This window comes from Bordetella pseudohinzii, from assembly GCF_000657795.2.
In the GTDB taxonomy this organism is placed as follows: domain Bacteria; phylum Pseudomonadota; class Gammaproteobacteria; order Burkholderiales; family Burkholderiaceae_B; genus Bordetella; species Bordetella pseudohinzii.
Window position 1 is genome coordinate 1 of sequence record NZ_JHEP02000029.1, and the last position, 15,116, is coordinate 15,116.

Annotated in this window: 18 protein-coding genes and 1 pseudogene; 3 read left to right on the forward strand and 16 right to left on the reverse strand. The window is 68.6% G+C overall.

Features of this window, described 5'->3' with window-relative positions:
* Positions 1-194 (forward strand): annotated as a pseudogene (locus tag L540_RS20790) (methyl-accepting chemotaxis protein); the annotation flags it as partial.
* A 145-nt stretch (positions 195-339) separates the two neighbouring features.
* Positions 340-1,974 (forward strand): methyl-accepting chemotaxis protein, encoded by a 1,635-nt coding sequence (locus tag L540_RS20795; protein ID WP_048026738.1) that lies wholly within the window; start codon positions 340-342, stop codon positions 1,972-1,974.
* A 30-nt stretch (positions 1,975-2,004) separates the two neighbouring features.
* Here the strand turns inward: L540_RS20795 and fliR are convergent, their stop codons facing one another.
* The 13 genes from fliR to fliF all read right to left on the reverse strand — a co-directional run bounded on the left by fliR (position 2,005) and on the right by fliF (position 13,011).
* The gene (gene fliR, locus L540_RS20800; RefSeq protein WP_043211272.1) at positions 2,005-2,793 is read right to left on the reverse strand and encodes a flagellar biosynthetic protein FliR; all 789 of its coding nucleotides are present in this window, start codon (positions 2,791-2,793) and stop codon (positions 2,005-2,007) included.
* A 5-nt stretch (positions 2,794-2,798) separates the two neighbouring features.
* Positions 2,799-3,068: a flagellar biosynthesis protein FliQ gene (fliQ, locus tag L540_RS20805; protein ID WP_043211274.1), complete on the reverse strand. Its 270-nt coding sequence runs from the start codon at positions 3,066-3,068 to the stop codon at positions 2,799-2,801.
* A gap of 16 nt (positions 3,069-3,084) precedes the next feature.
* Positions 3,085-3,852 carry a flagellar type III secretion system pore protein FliP gene (gene fliP / locus L540_RS20810; RefSeq protein WP_043211276.1) on the reverse strand — a complete coding sequence of 256 codons (768 nt, stop codon included), beginning with the start codon at positions 3,850-3,852 and terminating at the stop codon, positions 3,085-3,087.
* A gap of 18 nt (positions 3,853-3,870) precedes the next feature.
* Positions 3,871-4,185, reverse strand: a complete 315-nt coding sequence (gene fliO / locus L540_RS20815) for a flagellar biosynthetic protein FliO (RefSeq protein WP_043211278.1) — start codon at positions 4,183-4,185, stop codon at positions 3,871-3,873.
* 6 nt (positions 4,186-4,191) lie between these two features.
* The gene (fliN, locus tag L540_RS20820) at positions 4,192-4,734 is read right to left on the reverse strand and encodes a flagellar motor switch protein FliN (protein WP_043211281.1); all 543 of its coding nucleotides are present in this window, start codon (positions 4,732-4,734) and stop codon (positions 4,192-4,194) included.
* Complete coding sequence (gene fliM, locus L540_RS20825) at positions 4,727-5,731, reverse strand: flagellar motor switch protein FliM (RefSeq protein ID WP_043211283.1); 1,005 nt, start codon at positions 5,729-5,731, stop codon at positions 4,727-4,729. Before fliM ends, fliN begins: the two co-directional genes overlap by 8 nt.
* A 2-nt stretch (positions 5,732-5,733) precedes the next feature.
* Complete coding sequence (gene fliL / locus L540_RS20830; protein WP_043211286.1) at positions 5,734-6,300, reverse strand: flagellar basal body-associated protein FliL; 567 nt, start codon at positions 6,298-6,300, stop codon at positions 5,734-5,736.
* Positions 6,301-6,435: 135 nt separating this feature from the next.
* Complete coding sequence (locus L540_RS20835; protein WP_043211288.1) at positions 6,436-7,737, reverse strand: flagellar hook-length control protein FliK; 1,302 nt, start codon at positions 7,735-7,737, stop codon at positions 6,436-6,438.
* Positions 7,738-7,753: 16 nt separating this feature from the next.
* Entirely contained in the window at positions 7,754-8,200 is a 447-nt protein-coding gene (gene fliJ / locus L540_RS20840; RefSeq protein ID WP_043211291.1) for a flagellar export protein FliJ, read from the reverse strand.
* Complete coding sequence (gene fliI, locus L540_RS20845; protein WP_043211306.1) at positions 8,193-9,647, reverse strand: flagellar protein export ATPase FliI; 1,455 nt, start codon at positions 9,645-9,647, stop codon at positions 8,193-8,195. The genes fliJ and fliI overlap by 8 nt, the downstream gene beginning before the upstream one ends.
* Positions 9,629-10,369 (reverse strand): flagellar assembly protein FliH, encoded by a 741-nt coding sequence (gene fliH, locus L540_RS20850; RefSeq protein WP_043211293.1) that lies wholly within the window; start codon positions 10,367-10,369, stop codon positions 9,629-9,631. Before fliH ends, fliI begins: the two co-directional genes overlap by 19 nt.
* The gene (fliG, locus tag L540_RS20855; RefSeq protein ID WP_029581230.1) at positions 10,362-11,372 is read right to left on the reverse strand and encodes a flagellar motor switch protein FliG; all 1,011 of its coding nucleotides are present in this window, start codon (positions 11,370-11,372) and stop codon (positions 10,362-10,364) included. Before fliG ends, fliH begins: the two co-directional genes overlap by 8 nt.
* On the reverse strand, positions 11,362-13,011 hold the full coding sequence (fliF, locus tag L540_RS20860; RefSeq protein WP_043211295.1) for a flagellar basal-body MS-ring/collar protein FliF: 1,650 nt from the start codon (positions 13,009-13,011) through the stop codon (positions 11,362-11,364). The genes fliG and fliF overlap by 11 nt, the downstream gene beginning before the upstream one ends.
* A gap of 278 nt (positions 13,012-13,289) precedes the next feature.
* Between fliF and fliE the strand changes: the two genes are divergently transcribed.
* On the forward strand, positions 13,290-13,628 hold the full coding sequence (gene fliE, locus L540_RS20865; RefSeq protein WP_043211309.1) for a flagellar hook-basal body complex protein FliE: 339 nt from the start codon (positions 13,290-13,292) through the stop codon (positions 13,626-13,628).
* Between the two features lie 8 nt (positions 13,629-13,636).
* Here fliE and L540_RS20870 read toward each other — a convergent pair whose 3' ends face one another.
* From L540_RS20870 to fliK, 3 genes are all read right to left on the reverse strand, one after another.
* The gene (locus L540_RS20870) at positions 13,637-14,044 is read right to left on the reverse strand and encodes a hypothetical protein (protein ID WP_043211297.1); all 408 of its coding nucleotides are present in this window, start codon (positions 14,042-14,044) and stop codon (positions 13,637-13,639) included.
* The gene (locus L540_RS20875; RefSeq protein WP_043211299.1) at positions 14,037-14,339 is read right to left on the reverse strand and encodes an EscU/YscU/HrcU family type III secretion system export apparatus switch protein; all 303 of its coding nucleotides are present in this window, start codon (positions 14,337-14,339) and stop codon (positions 14,037-14,039) included. Before L540_RS20875 ends, L540_RS20870 begins: the two co-directional genes overlap by 8 nt.
* On the reverse strand, positions 14,336-15,116 hold a 781-nt coding region (gene fliK / locus L540_RS20880; protein ID WP_048026740.1), incomplete at its 5' end, for a flagellar hook-length control protein FliK. The genes L540_RS20875 and fliK, both read right to left, overlap by 4 nt.

Below are 15,116 nucleotides of genomic sequence, written 5' to 3' on the forward strand. Positions count from 1 at the left end.
AGATGGACGAGGTCACGCAGCAGAACGCCGCCCTGGTCGAAGAAGCGGCCGCGGCGGCCGCCGCCTTGCAGGAGCAATCGCAGCACCTGGCCGAAGCGGTGGCGGTATTCAAGATCAACACCGGCGAGGTGATCGATGTGGCCACGCCGACGCTGGCTGGCGGCTACCAGGCGCCGATGGTGGCCCAGAACTGAGCCATTCCGACGATCCGGCTCGTCTGGATCCCCGTGCGGTCCGCGTAGCCGGGCCGGTTTTTCCCCGCGACGATCCGGCTTGTCCGGATCGTTTTTTCCTTCAGGAAGCGCGGGTGTCGCAAAGAAGAAGACAGGAGACTAGGCAGTGCGCGTCAACCTACCCATTTACGATGTCGAAACCCGTCTGCGCGAGGATCAGTATCTGATCTCCCGCACGGACACCAAGGGGCGCATCGTCTATGCCAACCCGGCATTCGTCGAGGTCAGCGGCTTCGAGCGCGAAGAGCTGATGGGCAAGGCCCACAATATCGTGCGCCATCCCGACATGCCGGCCGAGGCCTATGAAGACCTCTGGCGCACGTTGCAGGCCGGCCGCTCATGGCTGGGCGTGGTCAAGAACCGCCGCAAGGACGGCGGCTATTACTGGGTGCTGGCCAATGCCACGCCCATTTATGAGGATGGCGAGGTGGTGGCCTATTCGTCGGTGCGCGTGCGGCCCACCGACGAGCAGATCGCCGACGCCGAAGCGCATTATGAAGAACTGCGGCAGGGGCGGGCCCGCGGCTGGCGCATCAAGGGCGGGCAGATCGTGCCCACGGGCTGGCGCGGCCTGCTGTCGCGCCTGAGCCAGCCGCTGCGCCGCGGCGCCGGCCCGCAGATGCTGCGCGCGGCGCTGCTGTCCAGCGTGCTGTTCGGGGGGCTGGCCGCCTGGCTGCTCGAAAGCCGCTGGGCGGACTTGGACCGGCTGCAGGCCGGCCTGGGGGTGGCCGGCATCCTCGCCGGCGTAGGGCTCATCGGCCTGGCGCAGTGGCGCGTCTGGCGCAATGTGCTGCGGCCTTTGCGCGAAGCGGCCGACATGGCGCGCCAGGTCGCCGCGGGCAATCTGACCAGCCAGGTGTTCGCCGACACCAAGGACGAGGTGGGCAATCTGGCTTTTTCACTGGACGTGATGCGCAAAAGCCTGATCGGCATCGCGCGCGACGTCTATGCTGGCATAGCCGGCACGACGCATGCCGCCATGGGCATCTCGCAAGGCAATCAGGAACTCGCGCTGCGCACCAGCGACCAAAGCGCTTCGCTGCAGAACACCGCGGCCAGCATGCAGCAGCTGACCTCGACGGTGCGGCAGAACGCCGACCATGCGCGCCAGGCCAATGACCTGGCGGCCAGCAGCATGGACGTGGCGCGGCGCGGAGGCGAGGCGGTCGACCAGGTGGTGCACACCATGCACGGCATCTCCGACAGCTCGCGCCGCATCGCCGATATCGTCACCATCATCGAGGGCATCGCTTTCCAGACCAATATCCTGGCGCTCAATGCGGCGGTCGAGGCCGCGCGCGCGGGCGAGTCCGGCAAGGGCTTCGCCGTGGTGGCCGGCGAGGTGCGCAGCCTGGCGCAGAAAAGCGCCCAGGCCGCGCGCGAGATCAAGGACTTGATCAGCGAGTCCGTGGACCGCGTCACCGAGGGCTCCTCGCAGGCCGAGCAGGCGGGCGCGACCATGCACGACATCGTGGCCGCCGTGCGCCGCGTGACGGACATCATCGGCGAGATCTCGGTGGCCTCGCAGCAGCAGGCCAGCGGCATCGAGCAGATGGAGCAGGCCGTGGCCGAGATGGATGGCATGACGGAGAAAAACAGCGGCCTGGTGCAGCAGCTGGGCACGGCGGTCTCTCAGCTGGGCGGGCAGTCGGTGGCCTTGCGCGAGACCATCCAGGTCTTTCGCCTGACGCGCGAAAGCGTGGACAAGCGCCTGTCGCAACGCGCCGAGGAGCTGGCCTGAGCGCCAAGGCGGGCGCCGGGCCGAGCCGCTTCAGCGGGTGGCAAAGCCCTGCGCCACGTCGCTCATGGTCTGAAGGCCGCGCTGGAACAGGTTCTCCAGGAAGGGGCCGGCGTGCGGCAGCACCGCGGCCAGCACCAGCAGGCCCACCGTCAGCATGATGGGAAAGCCCACCGCGAAGACGGTCAGCTGGGGGGCCGCGCGGTTCAGGATGCCCATGGCCAGGTTGATGGTCAGCAGCGCGCAGACCAGGGGCAGGGACAGCAGCAGCCCGGAGACGAAGATGGTGCCGCTCCACTGGACCAGCACGCCCAGGCCATTGCGGTCCAGCACGGCGGGGGTCAGGGGCAGCACGTCGAAGCTGCGCACCAGGGCCGCCAGCATCAGCAGATGCCCGTCCAGCGCCAGAAAGACCAGCATGGCGATGATGTTCAGGAACCGGGACAGCACGGCGGTGTTGGCGCCGGTCGCCGGATCGAAAAAGGAAGCGAAGGACAGGCCCATCTGCAGGCCGACGTATTCGCCGGCGGTCTGCACGGCGGCGAAGATCACGCGCATGGCAAAGCCCAGGGCCACGCCGATCAGCACCTGCTGCGCCAGCAGCAGCAGGCCTTCATAGCTGCTGGGCGAGACCGTGGGCATGGGCGGCAGCCCCGGGGCGATGGCCGCGGCCAGGACGAAGGACAGGCCTATCTTGACCTTGATCGGAATGGTCGATTCGGAAAACAGCGGCGAAGCGCCCACCAGCGCCAGAATGCGTATGAAAGGCCAGAGAAACTGCCCCATCCAGCCATTGAGCTGATCGATGGTGAAGCTGAACACGGTCTTCAGGAGATCAGCATGGGGATGCCGCTGATGAGCTGCCGGATATAGTCCACCAGCAGTTCGATCAGCCAGGGGCCCAGCAGCACCAGCACGCCGCACATCGCCAGCAGCTTGGGGATGAAAGACAGGGTCATTTCATTGATCTGCGTGGCCGCCTGGAACACGCTGATGATCAGGCCCACGACCAGCGTCACCAGCAATAGCGGCCCGGCCAGCGCCAGGGCAATCTTCATGGCCTGGTAGGCCATGGTCATGACGGTTTCCGCGGTCATGGCTGCCAGCCCCTTGTCATTGATAGAAGCTCTGGGCCAGCGAGCCCAGCAGCAGGTTCCAGCCGTCGGCCAGCACGAAGAGCATGAGCTTGAAGGGCAGGGAAACCGTCACCGGCGGCACCATCATCATGCCCAGCGCCATCAGCACGCTGGCCACCACCAGGTCAATGATGAGAAAGGGAATGAAGATGGTGAAGCCGATCTGGAAGGCGGTCTTCAGTTCGCTGGTGATGAAGGCCGGAATCAGGATGCGCATGGGCACCTTGGAGGGGTCCTCGATCTTGGGAATGTTGGCCAGGTTGGCGAACAGGGAAAGATCGTTTTCGCGCGTCTGATGCAGCATGAAGGTATGCAGCGGCGCGCCGGCCCGCTCGACCGCGGTCTCGAACGGTATGCTGCCGGCCGACAGCGGCTGGTAGGCTTCGCTGTAGATTTTGTCGAACACCGGCGACATGGTGTAGAAGGTCAGGAAGAGCGCGATGCCGACCAGCACATGATTGGGCGGCGACATGGCCGTGCCCATGGCGCTGCGCAGCAGGCCGAGCACGATGATGATGCGCGTAAAGCCCGTCATCATCAGCAGCGCGGCCGGCAGGAAGGACAGCGAGGTCATCAGCAGCAGGGTCTGCATGCTGAGCGAATAGGTTTGCGCGCCGTCGGCGCCGGGAGTGGCGGTCAGGGCGGGCAGGGTGGCCTGGGCGATGGCGCCATCCGGCCATAATGACAAGGCGGCGATGGCCGCCATCCCCAGCAGGGGCAGGCTCGGGCGTAGGGCGGGCTTCATGGGTAGCAGACAGCGGGCTCAGCGGCGCGTGAGCGCCTGGCCGAGCTTGTGCGCGAAAGTGGCGGTCTCGGGCGCGGGCGCTTCGCCGGCGGGCAGGGTGTGCAAGGTGGTGATCTGGCCGGGGGTCACGCCCAGGACCAGCCAGGTCTTGTCGATCTCGATGACGACCACGCTCTGGCGCGGCCCCAGCGTCTGCGCGGCGACCTGGCGCAGCAAGGCGCCCTGGGCGCGCTGGCCCATGCCGGCGCGCCGGGCCAGCCAGCCGGCGGCGAGGATGGCCGCCAGGACCAGCAGCAGGCCGATCACCACGCGCAGGAGGCTGGCTTCGTTCATGGCGCTTCAGCGGCGGTTGTTCAGGCGGTTGATGCGCTCGGAGGGCGTGATGATATCGGTCAGGCGGATGCCGTACTTATCCTCGACCACCACCACTTCGCCCTGGGCGATCAGGTAGCCGTTGACGAAGATATCCATCGGTTCGCCGGCCAGGCCATCGAGCTCCACGACCGAGCCTTGGCCCAGCTGCAGCAGGTTCTTGATGGTCAGGCGCGTGCGGCCCAGTTCGACGGTCAGCTGGACAGGCACGTCCATGATGAGGTCGATGTCGGCGCCGCCGGCGTTCTCCTTGTTGGTCAAGGGCTTGAACACCGTCTGCGCCGCCGACTGCGCCGCCGGCGCGGCCTGGGGGGCAGCGGCGGAGGCGGCCGGGGCGGCGGCGTTCTGTTCGGCCATCGCGCTGGCCCAATCGTCTTGGCCGCGCAGGCCATCGGCCTGGGTGGGAGGCGCGCTGCGGGATTGTTCGGCGAGCGCGTCGGCCCAGTCATCGGCCGCGCCGGAGGGTGCGCTGGCGCCGGTCTGGTCGGGCCGCTCGTTCGTGTCAGTCATGGTCGGGGGCCTCGTTGGAGTCGTCTTGATTAAGCATGTTTTGCACGCGCAGGGCGTACTGGCCGTTGAAAACGCCGTAGCTGCATTCCATCAGCGGTACGCCGTCCACATGGGCGGTTACGGTTTGCGGGATCTCGACCGGCAGGATGTCGCCCACCTTGAGCTGGGTGAGCGCGCCGATCGACGAGGGAATGCGGGCGAATTCGGCCACCAGGTCCACGTCGGCGCTGCGCACCTGGCGCGAGAGCTGCTGCGACCAGCGCTGGTCGACCTCTTCGAGCGCCGAGTCCTGCAGCGGGCGCGTGAGCAGGTCGCGCACCGGTTCGATCATGGAATAGGGCAGGCAGATATTCAGGTCGCCGCCGGTGGCGCCGAATTCGATATGGAAGGATGAGACCACCACCACTTCGTTGTCGCCGGTGATGCTGGCGAACTTGGTGTGCATCTCCGAACGCACATAGTCGAACTCGATGGGGTAGACCGGGTCCCAGGACTTGCCGTAGCTCTCCAGCGTCAGGTTGAGCAGGCGGCGGATGATGCGCTGTTCCGTCGTGGTGAAGTCGCGGCCCTCGACGCGGGTGTGGTAGCGCCCATCGCCGCCGAACAGGCTGTCGATCACCAGGAAGACCAGGCTGGGGTCGTAGGTGAAGAGCGCCGTGCCGCGCAGCGGCTTCATCTGGATCATGTTCAGATTGCTGGGCACCGGCAGATTGCGCTCGAAATCCGCGTACTTCAGGATTTTGATCGAGCCGACGGTGATGTCGGCGCTGCGCCGCATGAAATTCAGCAGCACATGGCGCATATTGCGCGCGAAACGCTCGTTGATCAGCTCCAGCGTCTGCATGCGCCGGCGCACGACGCGGTCCGGCGAACTCAGGTCATAGGCGCGCGTGCCATCCTGCTCGTCGGGCCGGCTTTGCTTGTCGTCGCTCTCGCCGGTGACGCCGGCCAGCAGCGCATCGACTTCATCCTGAGAAAGAAATGCCTCGTAGGCCATGCTTATTGCACCACGAACGCCGTGAAGAGCACATCGGTCACGTATTGACCGTCGGGCAGAGGCGAGAAGGGTTTGTTGACGGCCGCCTGCAGGGCCTTGGCCATGGCTTGCTTGCCTTCCAGCGTCTGCACCGATTGCGGGGTCTGCGAAGACAGGAGCATCAGGATCCGGTTGCGCACTTCCGGCATGTAGCGCTCGATGCGCTGGCGCGATTGCTCATCGCTCACGCGCAGCGTCAGGCCCACGTGCATGATGCGCTCGGAGTCGGCGTCGCGCAGCGTGACCGTGAAGGCCTCCAGCGGGATGAAGATGGGCGCGGGCACCACGGCCGGCTGGGCGGGCGGGGACACGAAGGTCGTCGGCGTGGCGCCCTGCTGGCCGACACCGAGCTGCACGGCGGCCTGCTGCTGTTGCTGCTGGTAGCGGGATATGAAGTACCAGGTGCCCGCCACGCTGGCCACGACCACGATCAGCAGAACCAGCAGCGCGATCAGAGGGCGCAGCAGCTTGCTGGAGCCGCCGGCAGGGCGACGGAAAGCAGGCATGGCGGGAGATTTGGAAGTGGCCATCGTTTAAAGAGTTCGGGCTTGGGTTCGGGTTATCGGATGGGATGATTCTGCCCCAAGTCTCGCGCGCCCAGGCAGGCGAAAAACAGGGCGAAAGCGGGGTATCTCAGCCTATTGCTGCGCCGCGCGGACAGGGGTTCAGGCGTAGGTGTTGACCAGCCCGTCATGCGCCTGGGCACGCGGCGCCTCGGCCGTCCCGCCCTGCGGCGAGCCCTGGGCATAAGCGCCGTCCTGGCGCTGGCCGCCCGGCGCATGGCCGGAAGACTGCCCCTGGGGCTGGCCGCCCATGGCTTGCTGGCCCTGGTCGCCGACATGGGTCTGCCCGAGCGAGATCCCCGCCTGCGACAAGGCCTGATGCAGTTGCGGCAGCGCCGATTCCACGGCCTGGCGCACGGCCGCATGGGCCGACACGAAGCTGGCGCTGGCGACACCGTCATTCAGGCTCAGCGTGACGCGAAGCGGGCCCAGGTCGGGCGGGTCCAGGCGCAGCTCCGCGGTATGGCTGCCCTGGGCCAGGTTCTGGCTGAAACTCAGGACCTGGCGGCTCAATTCCTGCCCCCATTGCGTGGCGCCCACGGGCGTATTCACTTGCAGACTGGGCGCGGCCGGGGCGATGTCGGCGGTGGCCGCCTGGCGCGGCGTGGACGGCGTCAGCACCGTGAGCGGTTCGGCGGCGGGCGCGGCGACGGATGCGGCGGCATGTTCGACGGCCGGGTGCTCCTCCTGCGTGGCGGGCAGATCCGGGTGAGGCAGCGGCGGCTGCGCGGCAGCGCCGGCCGGCGTTTGCGCGGCGGGCAGGGGCGCGGCGGGCTCGCGGCTTGCGGCCTGCGCGACCCGGGCTTGGGCATGGGGCGCCGGCATGGCCGCCGCCGGCGTCGCGGTCTTTGCCACGTCCGTCGCGGCAGCCTGGGCTGCGGCTGGCAAGGCGGTTTCGGGCAGGGCCTGCGCGGCGTCGGCCGCGGCGGTCCGGACGGCGGCTGGCGTGGACGGGGCGGCATGGGCCGCGGCCACGCGCGCCTGAACCTCGGCCGCCTGGGCGGCGATGTCCAGCGCCTGTTGCGGCAGCGTGGGCGCGGCGGGCATGGCGGGCAGGACCGGCACGGCCTGGGCCAAGGCCAGCGCGGCGGCGGCTTCGGCCTGGCGGGGATCCTCTTCGTCGGCGCCGGCTTCGCTGTCCTGCCCGGCCGCCTGGGCGGATTGGGGCGGCGCGCTTGATGCCTGGGCGGGCGGCCTGGGGGCATCGGCGGGGGCGGCCGGCCTGTCCTTGTCCTTGCCCTGCGCGGCGGGTCTGGCCGGCGCCGGGCTATTGTCGCTTTGCTGCTTGAGGACCTTGGCAAAACTGCCGCCGCCGTCGGCTGTCGCCGTCACGCCGGCCGTGGGCAGGGGCGTGGCGGTCGTGGCGCTCGTGAAGGGAAGGGTCATGGCGGAGGGGCTCATCATGGCGGCGTTCCGTGGATTACATGCCGGCCTGGCGGCGAACCAGGCGGGCCGAGATTTCATCATTGGCGCGCTGTTCGCGGCGCGCCTCGGTCAGGGCGCGGCTGCGGGCGTCGCGCTCGGCCAGGGTGTCGAAGGAGCTGAGCTTGCGCTTTTCGCGCTGCCAGGCCTGGCGTCCCTGCATCAGCTGCATGTCGGCGTTGTGCAGCACATGGGTCTGCTGGCTGATGGCGTCGTCCAGCGTGCCGATGAAGCGCTGGTAGTTGTGGCAGTCGGCCGCCGACATGCCGGCCACCATGGCGTCCTGCAGCCGCTTGAGATAGTCCTGGCGGTAGTCGTGCAGCATATTGAGCTGGCGCTCGGCATTGCTGCGCTCGGCGTTCAAGCGGCCCAGTTCGCGCGCCGCCTCGTCCGTGCTCTCCTTGGCCAGGCCGATCAGCATGTCCAGAGGCAATTGGCTAGGCATGGACCTCTCCCAGGGCGAAGGTGGCGCGCAGGATTTCCACGGCGTCGCCGTAGCTGACGTTGTCGCCGATGTCCTGCTGCAGATAGGCTTCCAGGCGCGGGTAGCGCGCGATGGCCTCGTCGAGCTGCGGATCGGCGCCGGCGACATAGGCGCCGACGGAAATCAGGTCGCGGTTGCGCTGGTAGCGCGACAGCATCTGCTTGAAGCGGCGCACCATGTTGAACTGCTGCTGCGTGATGAGCGAGGTCATGGCGCGCGAAATCGAGGCCTCGATATCGATGGCCGGGTAGTGCCCAGCCTCGGCCAGGGTGCGCGAGAGGACGACGTGGCCGTCCAGGATGGCGCGCGCCGCGTCGGCGATGGGGTCCTGCTGGTCATCGCCCTCGGTCAGCACGGTATAGAAGGCCGTGATCGATCCGGCCTTGCCGTTGGGGCCGGGCGCGCCCATGCCGGTGCGCTCGACCAGGGCCGGCAGCTTGGCGAACACCGAGGGCGGGTAGCCCTTGGTGGCCGGCGGTTCGCCGATGGCCAGGGCGATTTCCCGCTGGGCCATGGCATAGCGGGTGAGCGAGTCCATGATGAGCAGCACGTCCAGCCCCTGGTCGCGGAAGTGCTCGGCCAGGCGGGTCGCGTAGGCCGCGCCCTGCAGGCGCAGCAGCGGCGAGACGTCGGCGGGCGCGGCCACCACGACCGAGCGGGCCAGGCCGTCGGCGCCCAGGTTGTGCTCGATGAACTCCTTGACTTCGCGGCCCCGTTCGCCGATCAGGCCCACCACGATGACGTCGGCGCGCGTGTAGCGGGCCATCATGCCCAGCAGCACGCTCTTGCCCACGCCCGAGCCGGCGAACAGGCCCATGCGCTGGCCGCGGCCCACGGTGAGCAGGCCATTGATGGCCCGCACGCCCACGTCCAGCACGGCGTCGATCGGCGCGCGCGACAGCGGGTTGATGGGTTGGGCCGACAGCGGGGCCAGGTCGGCGCCGCTCAGGGGACCCAGGCCGTCGAGCGGACGTCCCGCGCCATCGACCACGCGGCCCAGCAGCGCATTGCCCACCGGCAGGTGGCGGCCCAGCTGCGGCTTGGCATTGCCATTGAGTTCGGCCTTGCGGGGCAGGGGAACCGGTCTTTGCACGGCCGGCTCGGCGGGCATGACGCGCGCGCCCGGCGGCAGGCCGGAAATATCGGCCTGGGGCATCAAATACAGGGTGTGACCGTCGAAGCCGACGACTTCGGCGTCGGCCCAATGATCGTGGCCGCGCGCGATCTCGATGCGGCAGGCGGCTCCTACCGGCAGCCGCAGCCCGGTGGCGTGCAGCACCAGACCGGTAGCCCGGGTGATGCGGCCGGTGGCCAAGGCCGGCTCGGTGGAGGCGGCGCGGATCGAGCCGATCTGCAGCTGCGTCTGCCAGCGGTCGATGGCCGGGGCGCTCACGCGCTTGCCTCCCAGGCGGTGGCGCGGCCCAGCGAGGCCGCCACGCGGCGCCAGCGCGTCTGCAAGGTTGCGTCGATGTCGCCGAACGGCGATTCGGCCCGGCAGCCGCCGCGGCTGATGGATTCGTCGGCCAGCACGCGCCAATTGCCGTCGCGCAGCTCATCGGCCAGGTGCAGCCGCACCAGGTCGAGGTCTTGCGGGTGGACCCAGAGACGCAGCACGCCGCCCTGGCCGGGCGCCGGTGTATGCAGCACCTCGCGCACGGCGTGCAGCATGCTTTCGGGTTGCTCGGCCAGGGTGGTGCGCAGGATCTGGCCCGCGATGTCCAGGGCCAGGGTCACGAGCGCCTGGCCCATTTTTTCTTCCAGCTGGCCCAGCGAGGCGGCCGCGGCCGTCGACAGCGCAGCCAATTGCAGGCCTTCCTGGCGCGCCTGCTCGCGGCCCTCGGCCAGGCCGGCCGCATAGCCGGCCTCATGCCCCGCCTGCCAGCCTTGGTCCTGGCCCGCCTGATGACCGGCGGCCAGGCCGGCCTCGTGGCCTTGCGCATAGCCGGTTTCGCGGCCCTGCGCCTCGGCCTCGGCGCGCCACTGGCGCTTGAGTGTTTCCGGATCGGGGCCCGGATCCGGCGGCGGCGGCGCCACCGGTTCGGGTTCCGGCTCGGGAGCGTCGAACGACACCATCTGCCAGCGGCGCCAGGCGTCGCTGCTCAGGGCATCGCAGGCCGGCAACTCAGACATAGGCGTCGTCGCCCTGGTTGCCCAGCGTGATCTGGCCGCTTTCGGCCAGGCGGCGGGCGATCTGCAGAATCTTCTTCTGCTCGCCCTCGACCTTGGACATGCGGATCGGGCCTTGCGCATCCAGGTCTTCGCGCAGCATTTCGGCCGCGCGGCTGGACATATTGCGCAGGAACTTGGAGCGCAGCTCCTCGGTGGCGCCCTTGAGCGCGACCATGAGCGTGTCGTTGTCGATTTCCTTGAGAATGAGCTGGATGCCGCGATCCTCGACGTCGATGAGGTTGTCGAAGACGAACATCTCGTCGACGATCTTCTGGGCCAGGTCGGCATCGCGTTCGCGCAGGCTCTCGACCACGGCCTCTTCCTGGTTCGAGTTCATCATGTTCAGAATCTCGGCGGCCGTGCGCACGCCGCCCATCTTGCTGCGCTTGGCGCCCTGGCCGGCCAGCACCGAATTCAGTACCTCGGTCAGCTCGGACAGCGCGGCCGGCTGCACGCCGCCGAAGGTGGCGATACGCAGCATGACGTCGTTGCGCAGGCGGTCGGTCAGCATGCTCAGCACGCCGGCGGCGCGGTCGCGCTCCAGGTGCACCAGGATGGTGGCGATGATTTGCGGATGCTCGTCGCCGATGAGTTCGGCCACGGTGTGCGGGTCCAGCCAGTTCAGCGCGTCGATGCCGCTGCCGCCTTCGCCGGCCTCGAGGATGTCCTCGATCAGGCCGGCGGCGCGGTCGCTGCCCAGGGCCTTGGTCAGCACGGTGCGGATATAGTCGTCCGAACCCAGGGTCACGGCCATGAACTGATCGGCCTCCTGGCGGAACTCCTCCAGCACGCCGGCCACATCGCCCCGGGTGACCTGCTTGAGCGTGGCCATCGCCGCGCCGACTTGCTGCACTTCGCGCGCGGTCAGGTATTTGAAGACTTCGGCGGCGGCATCCTCGCCCAGCGACATCAGGAGCACCGCGCTGCGGGTCATGCCGTCCAGCGGCTTTGCATCACTTTTCATCTTTCGTCATCCAGGCGCGCAGGACCATGGCAACGGCGCGCGGATCCTTGGTGGCCATGTCGCGGGCGCGTTGCAGATTGTCTTCGTAGCGGTTGACTTCCTTGGCGCGGGCCGTGGCCAGCGCTTCGCGCTCGGCCTCGGCGCGCGCGGCGGCGGCTTCCTCGGGATCGATCTGCGGGTAGAAGTAGTCGGTGACGACCGGGCGGACCTTGCGATACAGCCAGAAGAGGATCAGCAATCCGAAGACCCAGCCCAGCACCGTCTTGAGCGTTGCGATCAGCTCGGGATCGCGCCACATCGGCACCGCGGGCGGCGTGTCGTTGAACTGGCTGTTGACCACGTTCAGCGAGTCGCCGCGCGACTCCGAATAGCCCATGGCTTCGCGCACCAGGTTGGTCAGCTTGTTGAGCTCCTCGGGCGGCAGCGCCTGGGGCTCGCCGTCCTTGCCGGGCAGGTGGTTGACCACCACCGCCACCGACAGGCGCTTGAGCTGGCCCACGGGCTGCTTGACGTGGCTGATGGTGCGGTCGACTTCATAATTGGTCGTGGCGTCGCGGCGCTCGGTGCCCGGAGGCTGTTGCTGCTGTTGCTGCGTGCCGGCCGCTTGCTGCGCCTGTTGCTGGGGCCGCTGCGGCTGCGCGGGGGGCGTGGCCAGGGGCGCCTGGACGCCGGCCGGCGGCTGATTGCTCAGGGCGCCGGGCACGCCGACGGCCGGGTTCACGCCCACCTGGCGCGAATCGCTGGTCTGCTGGCTGCGCACGGCGGCCTGGCCCGGCTCCTGGTTGGGACGATAGGTTTCCGAGGTTTCCTCGCGGCGGGCGAAGTCGACTTCGGCGCTGGCCTGGGCGTGGACGTTGCCCGGCCCGACCAGGGGATTCAGGATGGTGAGGATGCGTTCGACCGTGCGCTGCTCGACCTCGCGCACGAAGCGCATCTGGTCGGCGTCCATGCCGCGGCCTTCGCCGGCGGGCGCCGACAGCAGACGGCCGTTCTGGTCGACGATGGAGACGTTGTCGGCGCTCAGGTCGGGCACGCTGGAGGCCACCAGCCAGGAGATGGCCGAGACCTGGGCGTCGGCCAGGCTGCGGCCCGGATGCAGGTTCAGCAGCACCGAGGCGGTGGGCGGCTGCCGGTCGCGCACGAACAGCGACTGGCGCGGCAGCGCCAGGTGGACGCGGGCATGCTGCACCGAGTGCATGGCTTCGATGGAGCGGGCCAGTTCGCCTTCCAGGCCGCGCTGATAGTTGATCTGTTCGGCGAACTGGCTGGCGCCGAAGCGCGCATTGTCCATCAGTTCAAAGCCGACCGAGCCGCCGCGCGGCAGGCCCTGGCTGGCCAGCTGCATGCGCGCATCGTAGACGCGGCCGCCGGGCACCAGGATGGCCGCGCCGTTGTCGCTGAAGCGGTAGGGCACGTTCATCTGGCCCAGGGCCGTGACGATGGCGCCGCCGTCGCGATCATCCAGGTTGGAGAACAGCACCTTGTAGTCCGGCTCCCGGCTCCAGAGCGCCGCGGCCACGATGAGGGCGACCAGGGCTGCCGCGCCGCCCAGCAGGACCGGCTTGGGCAGGGCGCGCACTTTTTCCAGAAACGGGAACCTGGCCAGCAGGGAGGTGCTCAGCGTCGCTTGCTGGTTCATTGGCGGCTCCCGCAGGCTGCGCGGAGCGGATAAGAGGACAACATGGGCGGGATAGGCAAGTTGCACACTATGGCTATGGGAGGCTGGATTATGGCTGGCCGCCCGGCAGTCCCAATCGATGAAAACAAGCGTTTTTTGGCGTTATTTGTCCCCTATGTGCGCGGCCGCGCCGCAAGCGGGGAAGTGCGCCGGTTTTTGGCGCTTTTTAGGCGCTATGGCCGCGCCTGGCGGCTGCTAGCCTGTCGGCCTATCGTGTACAGACCGAGCAAGGATTGAATATGGCGGTTTCCGGCGTCTCCGGTATCGAAAACATGTTGCAGCAGATGCGCGCCGTGATGCGCGCCGCGCAGAACGGCTCGGCCATCCCGGCGGATCTGTCGCCGGCGGCCGCGCCCACGAGTTTCGCCGCCGAACTGCAGAACTCGATCCGCAAAGTCTCCAATGCCCAGAACGCCGCGACCGCGCAGTCCAAGGCCTTCGAGTTGGGCGCCTCGGAGGTCTCGCTCAACGATGTGATGATCGATCTGCAGAAAGCCAGCCTGGGTTTCCAGACGGCGGTGCAGGTCCGCAACCGGCTGGTCGCGGCCTATAAGGAAATTTCCTCGATGTCGATCTGATTCCGGCCTCAGGCCGGGACGTCCTGCGGGCTGTCGCGGCGCAGCAGCGCGGGGAACTCCGAGACCATGCTCAGGCTGGCGTCGGGAAAATTGAGCACGATGGGCCGGCCCGCCTGGAATTGCAGATGGCTGCCGTCATCGACCGAGACCAGCAGTTCGACCGGCAGCGACCCGCTGAGGAATTGCGGCCCGCCGGGCATGAGGGCGGCCTGCGCCGGATCCCTCGGGCGCCAGAACAGGATGCCGGCCTGCCAATCCGCGCCCAGCAGCTTGACCGGCCAGTTGCGGCCCTGGCCGTCGCGGGCCTGAGCCTCGTTGGCGGGCTGGATGGCGTATCTGAGGATGTCCGCGATCTGCCGCGCTTCGCGCAGTAATTCGGTGTGGAACAGCGCCTGGGCGCCGGGCGGGTTAGGCATGCGGCTCCCCCGCCGTATCGGGCAGGGCGCGGGCCTCAAGGCGATACAGCCAGGCGAGCAGTTCGGCCACCGCGGTGTACAGCTGCGGCGGGATATGCGAATCCAGGTCCACTTGCATTAACAATCCAACCAATTCGGGTGACTCGTGCACGTAAAGGCCATGTTCTCTGGCCGTGCGAACGATGGCGTCAGCCAACTGGCCATAGCCTTTGGCGACGACGCGCGGCGCGTTGTCGCTTTCGTCATAGCTTAGCGCGACCGCGGTCGTGCGAGATGTGTCGTCAGACGAGGTCATACTTCGGGAAGCAGGAAATCCGGCAGCGCAAACGGCGAGGGGGGCATGGCCTGCACGGTCAGGTCGCTCAGGGTCAGGCCGGCGCGGGTCAGCTGCTGGCGCAGCGCCTCGGATTCGCGGTTCAGTTCGCCCGCGCTTTGCGGCGCGGTCAATTGCAGCACCAGTTGCGAGCCGGCCAGCGACAGGCGCGCCTCGACCTCGCCCAGGCGAGGCAGGCGCAGTGTCAGCCGCGTGGCCCAATGTTGGTCCGGATCCTGCGGTGATTCGCCATAGGGGTCGCGGCGGACCTCCCAGTCCATCTCCGCGCCGGGCCAGGGCTGCCCCTGCCAATGCACCACATGGTTGGCGAGGATTTCCAGCTGCTGGCGGACCAGGCCATTGGTGTCCGGATGCAGGCCGCCGATGGGCGTGCCCGGCGCCGGCGGCGGGCCGGTGTCGGCCTGGGCGCTGAGCGTAAGCACGGCCGAGGTGGTGGCCGATCCCGGCGCGGCATGGGCGGCGGCCGGCGCGGGCAGGGAAGGGGGCGTGGGCGCGACCTGGGGCGCGCGCGGCAGCGCGGCCTGTGGTTCGGCGCGCAGAGCCTCCGGCGGGCGCTGGCCATAGACCATGTCGGTCAGGTGCGATTCGTAGAACAGCCCGCTGGTCTGCAGTGTTTGCCGCAGCGCCTGGGCAAAAGCGGCCGGCGTCGGCAGGGCGCCGGGCTGCGCGCTTTGCGCAGGCTGGGCTTGCGCGGCGGGGGCGGAAGAAGCGGGAGCGGCGGCAGCGGCCTGGCCCGCG

What these genes read in the sequence shown, in the direction of transcription:
- fliQ (WP_043211274.1), bottom strand. Translation starts at nt 3,068, where the DNA reads ATGACCGCGGAAACCGTCATGACCATGGCCTACCAGGCCATGAAGATT.
- fliP (WP_043211276.1), bottom strand. Translation starts at nt 3,852, where the DNA reads ATGAAGCCCGCCCTACGCCCGAGCCTGCCCCTGCTGGGGATGGCGGCC.
- fliO (WP_043211278.1), bottom strand. Translation starts at nt 4,185, where the DNA reads ATGAACGAAGCCAGCCTCCTGCGCGTGGTGATCGGCCTGCTGCTGGTC.
- fliN (WP_043211281.1), bottom strand. Translation starts at nt 4,734, where the DNA reads ATGACTGACACGAACGAGCGGCCCGACCAGACCGGCGCCAGCGCACCC.
- fliM (WP_043211283.1), bottom strand. Translation starts at nt 5,731, where the DNA reads ATGGCCTACGAGGCATTTCTTTCTCAGGATGAAGTCGATGCGCTGCTG.
- fliL (WP_043211286.1), bottom strand. Translation starts at nt 6,300, where the DNA reads ATGGCCACTTCCAAATCTCCCGCCATGCCTGCTTTCCGTCGCCCTGCC.
- L540_RS20835 (WP_043211288.1), bottom strand. Translation starts at nt 7,737, where the DNA reads ATGATGAGCCCCTCCGCCATGACCCTTCCCTTCACGAGCGCCACGACC.
- fliJ (WP_043211291.1), bottom strand. Translation starts at nt 8,200, where the DNA reads ATGCCTAGCCAATTGCCTCTGGACATGCTGATCGGCCTGGCCAAGGAG.
- fliH (WP_043211293.1), bottom strand. Translation starts at nt 10,369, where the DNA reads ATGTCTGAGTTGCCGGCCTGCGATGCCCTGAGCAGCGACGCCTGGCGC.
- fliG (WP_029581230.1), bottom strand. Translation starts at nt 11,372, where the DNA reads ATGAAAAGTGATGCAAAGCCGCTGGACGGCATGACCCGCAGCGCGGTG.
- fliF (WP_043211295.1), bottom strand. Translation starts at nt 13,011, where the DNA reads ATGAACCAGCAAGCGACGCTGAGCACCTCCCTGCTGGCCAGGTTCCCG.
- fliE (WP_043211309.1), top strand. Translation starts at nt 13,290, where the DNA reads ATGGCGGTTTCCGGCGTCTCCGGTATCGAAAACATGTTGCAGCAGATG.
- L540_RS20870 (WP_043211297.1), bottom strand. Translation starts at nt 14,044, where the DNA reads ATGCCTAACCCGCCCGGCGCCCAGGCGCTGTTCCACACCGAATTACTG.
- L540_RS20875 (WP_043211299.1), bottom strand. Translation starts at nt 14,339, where the DNA reads ATGACCTCGTCTGACGACACATCTCGCACGACCGCGGTCGCGCTAAGC.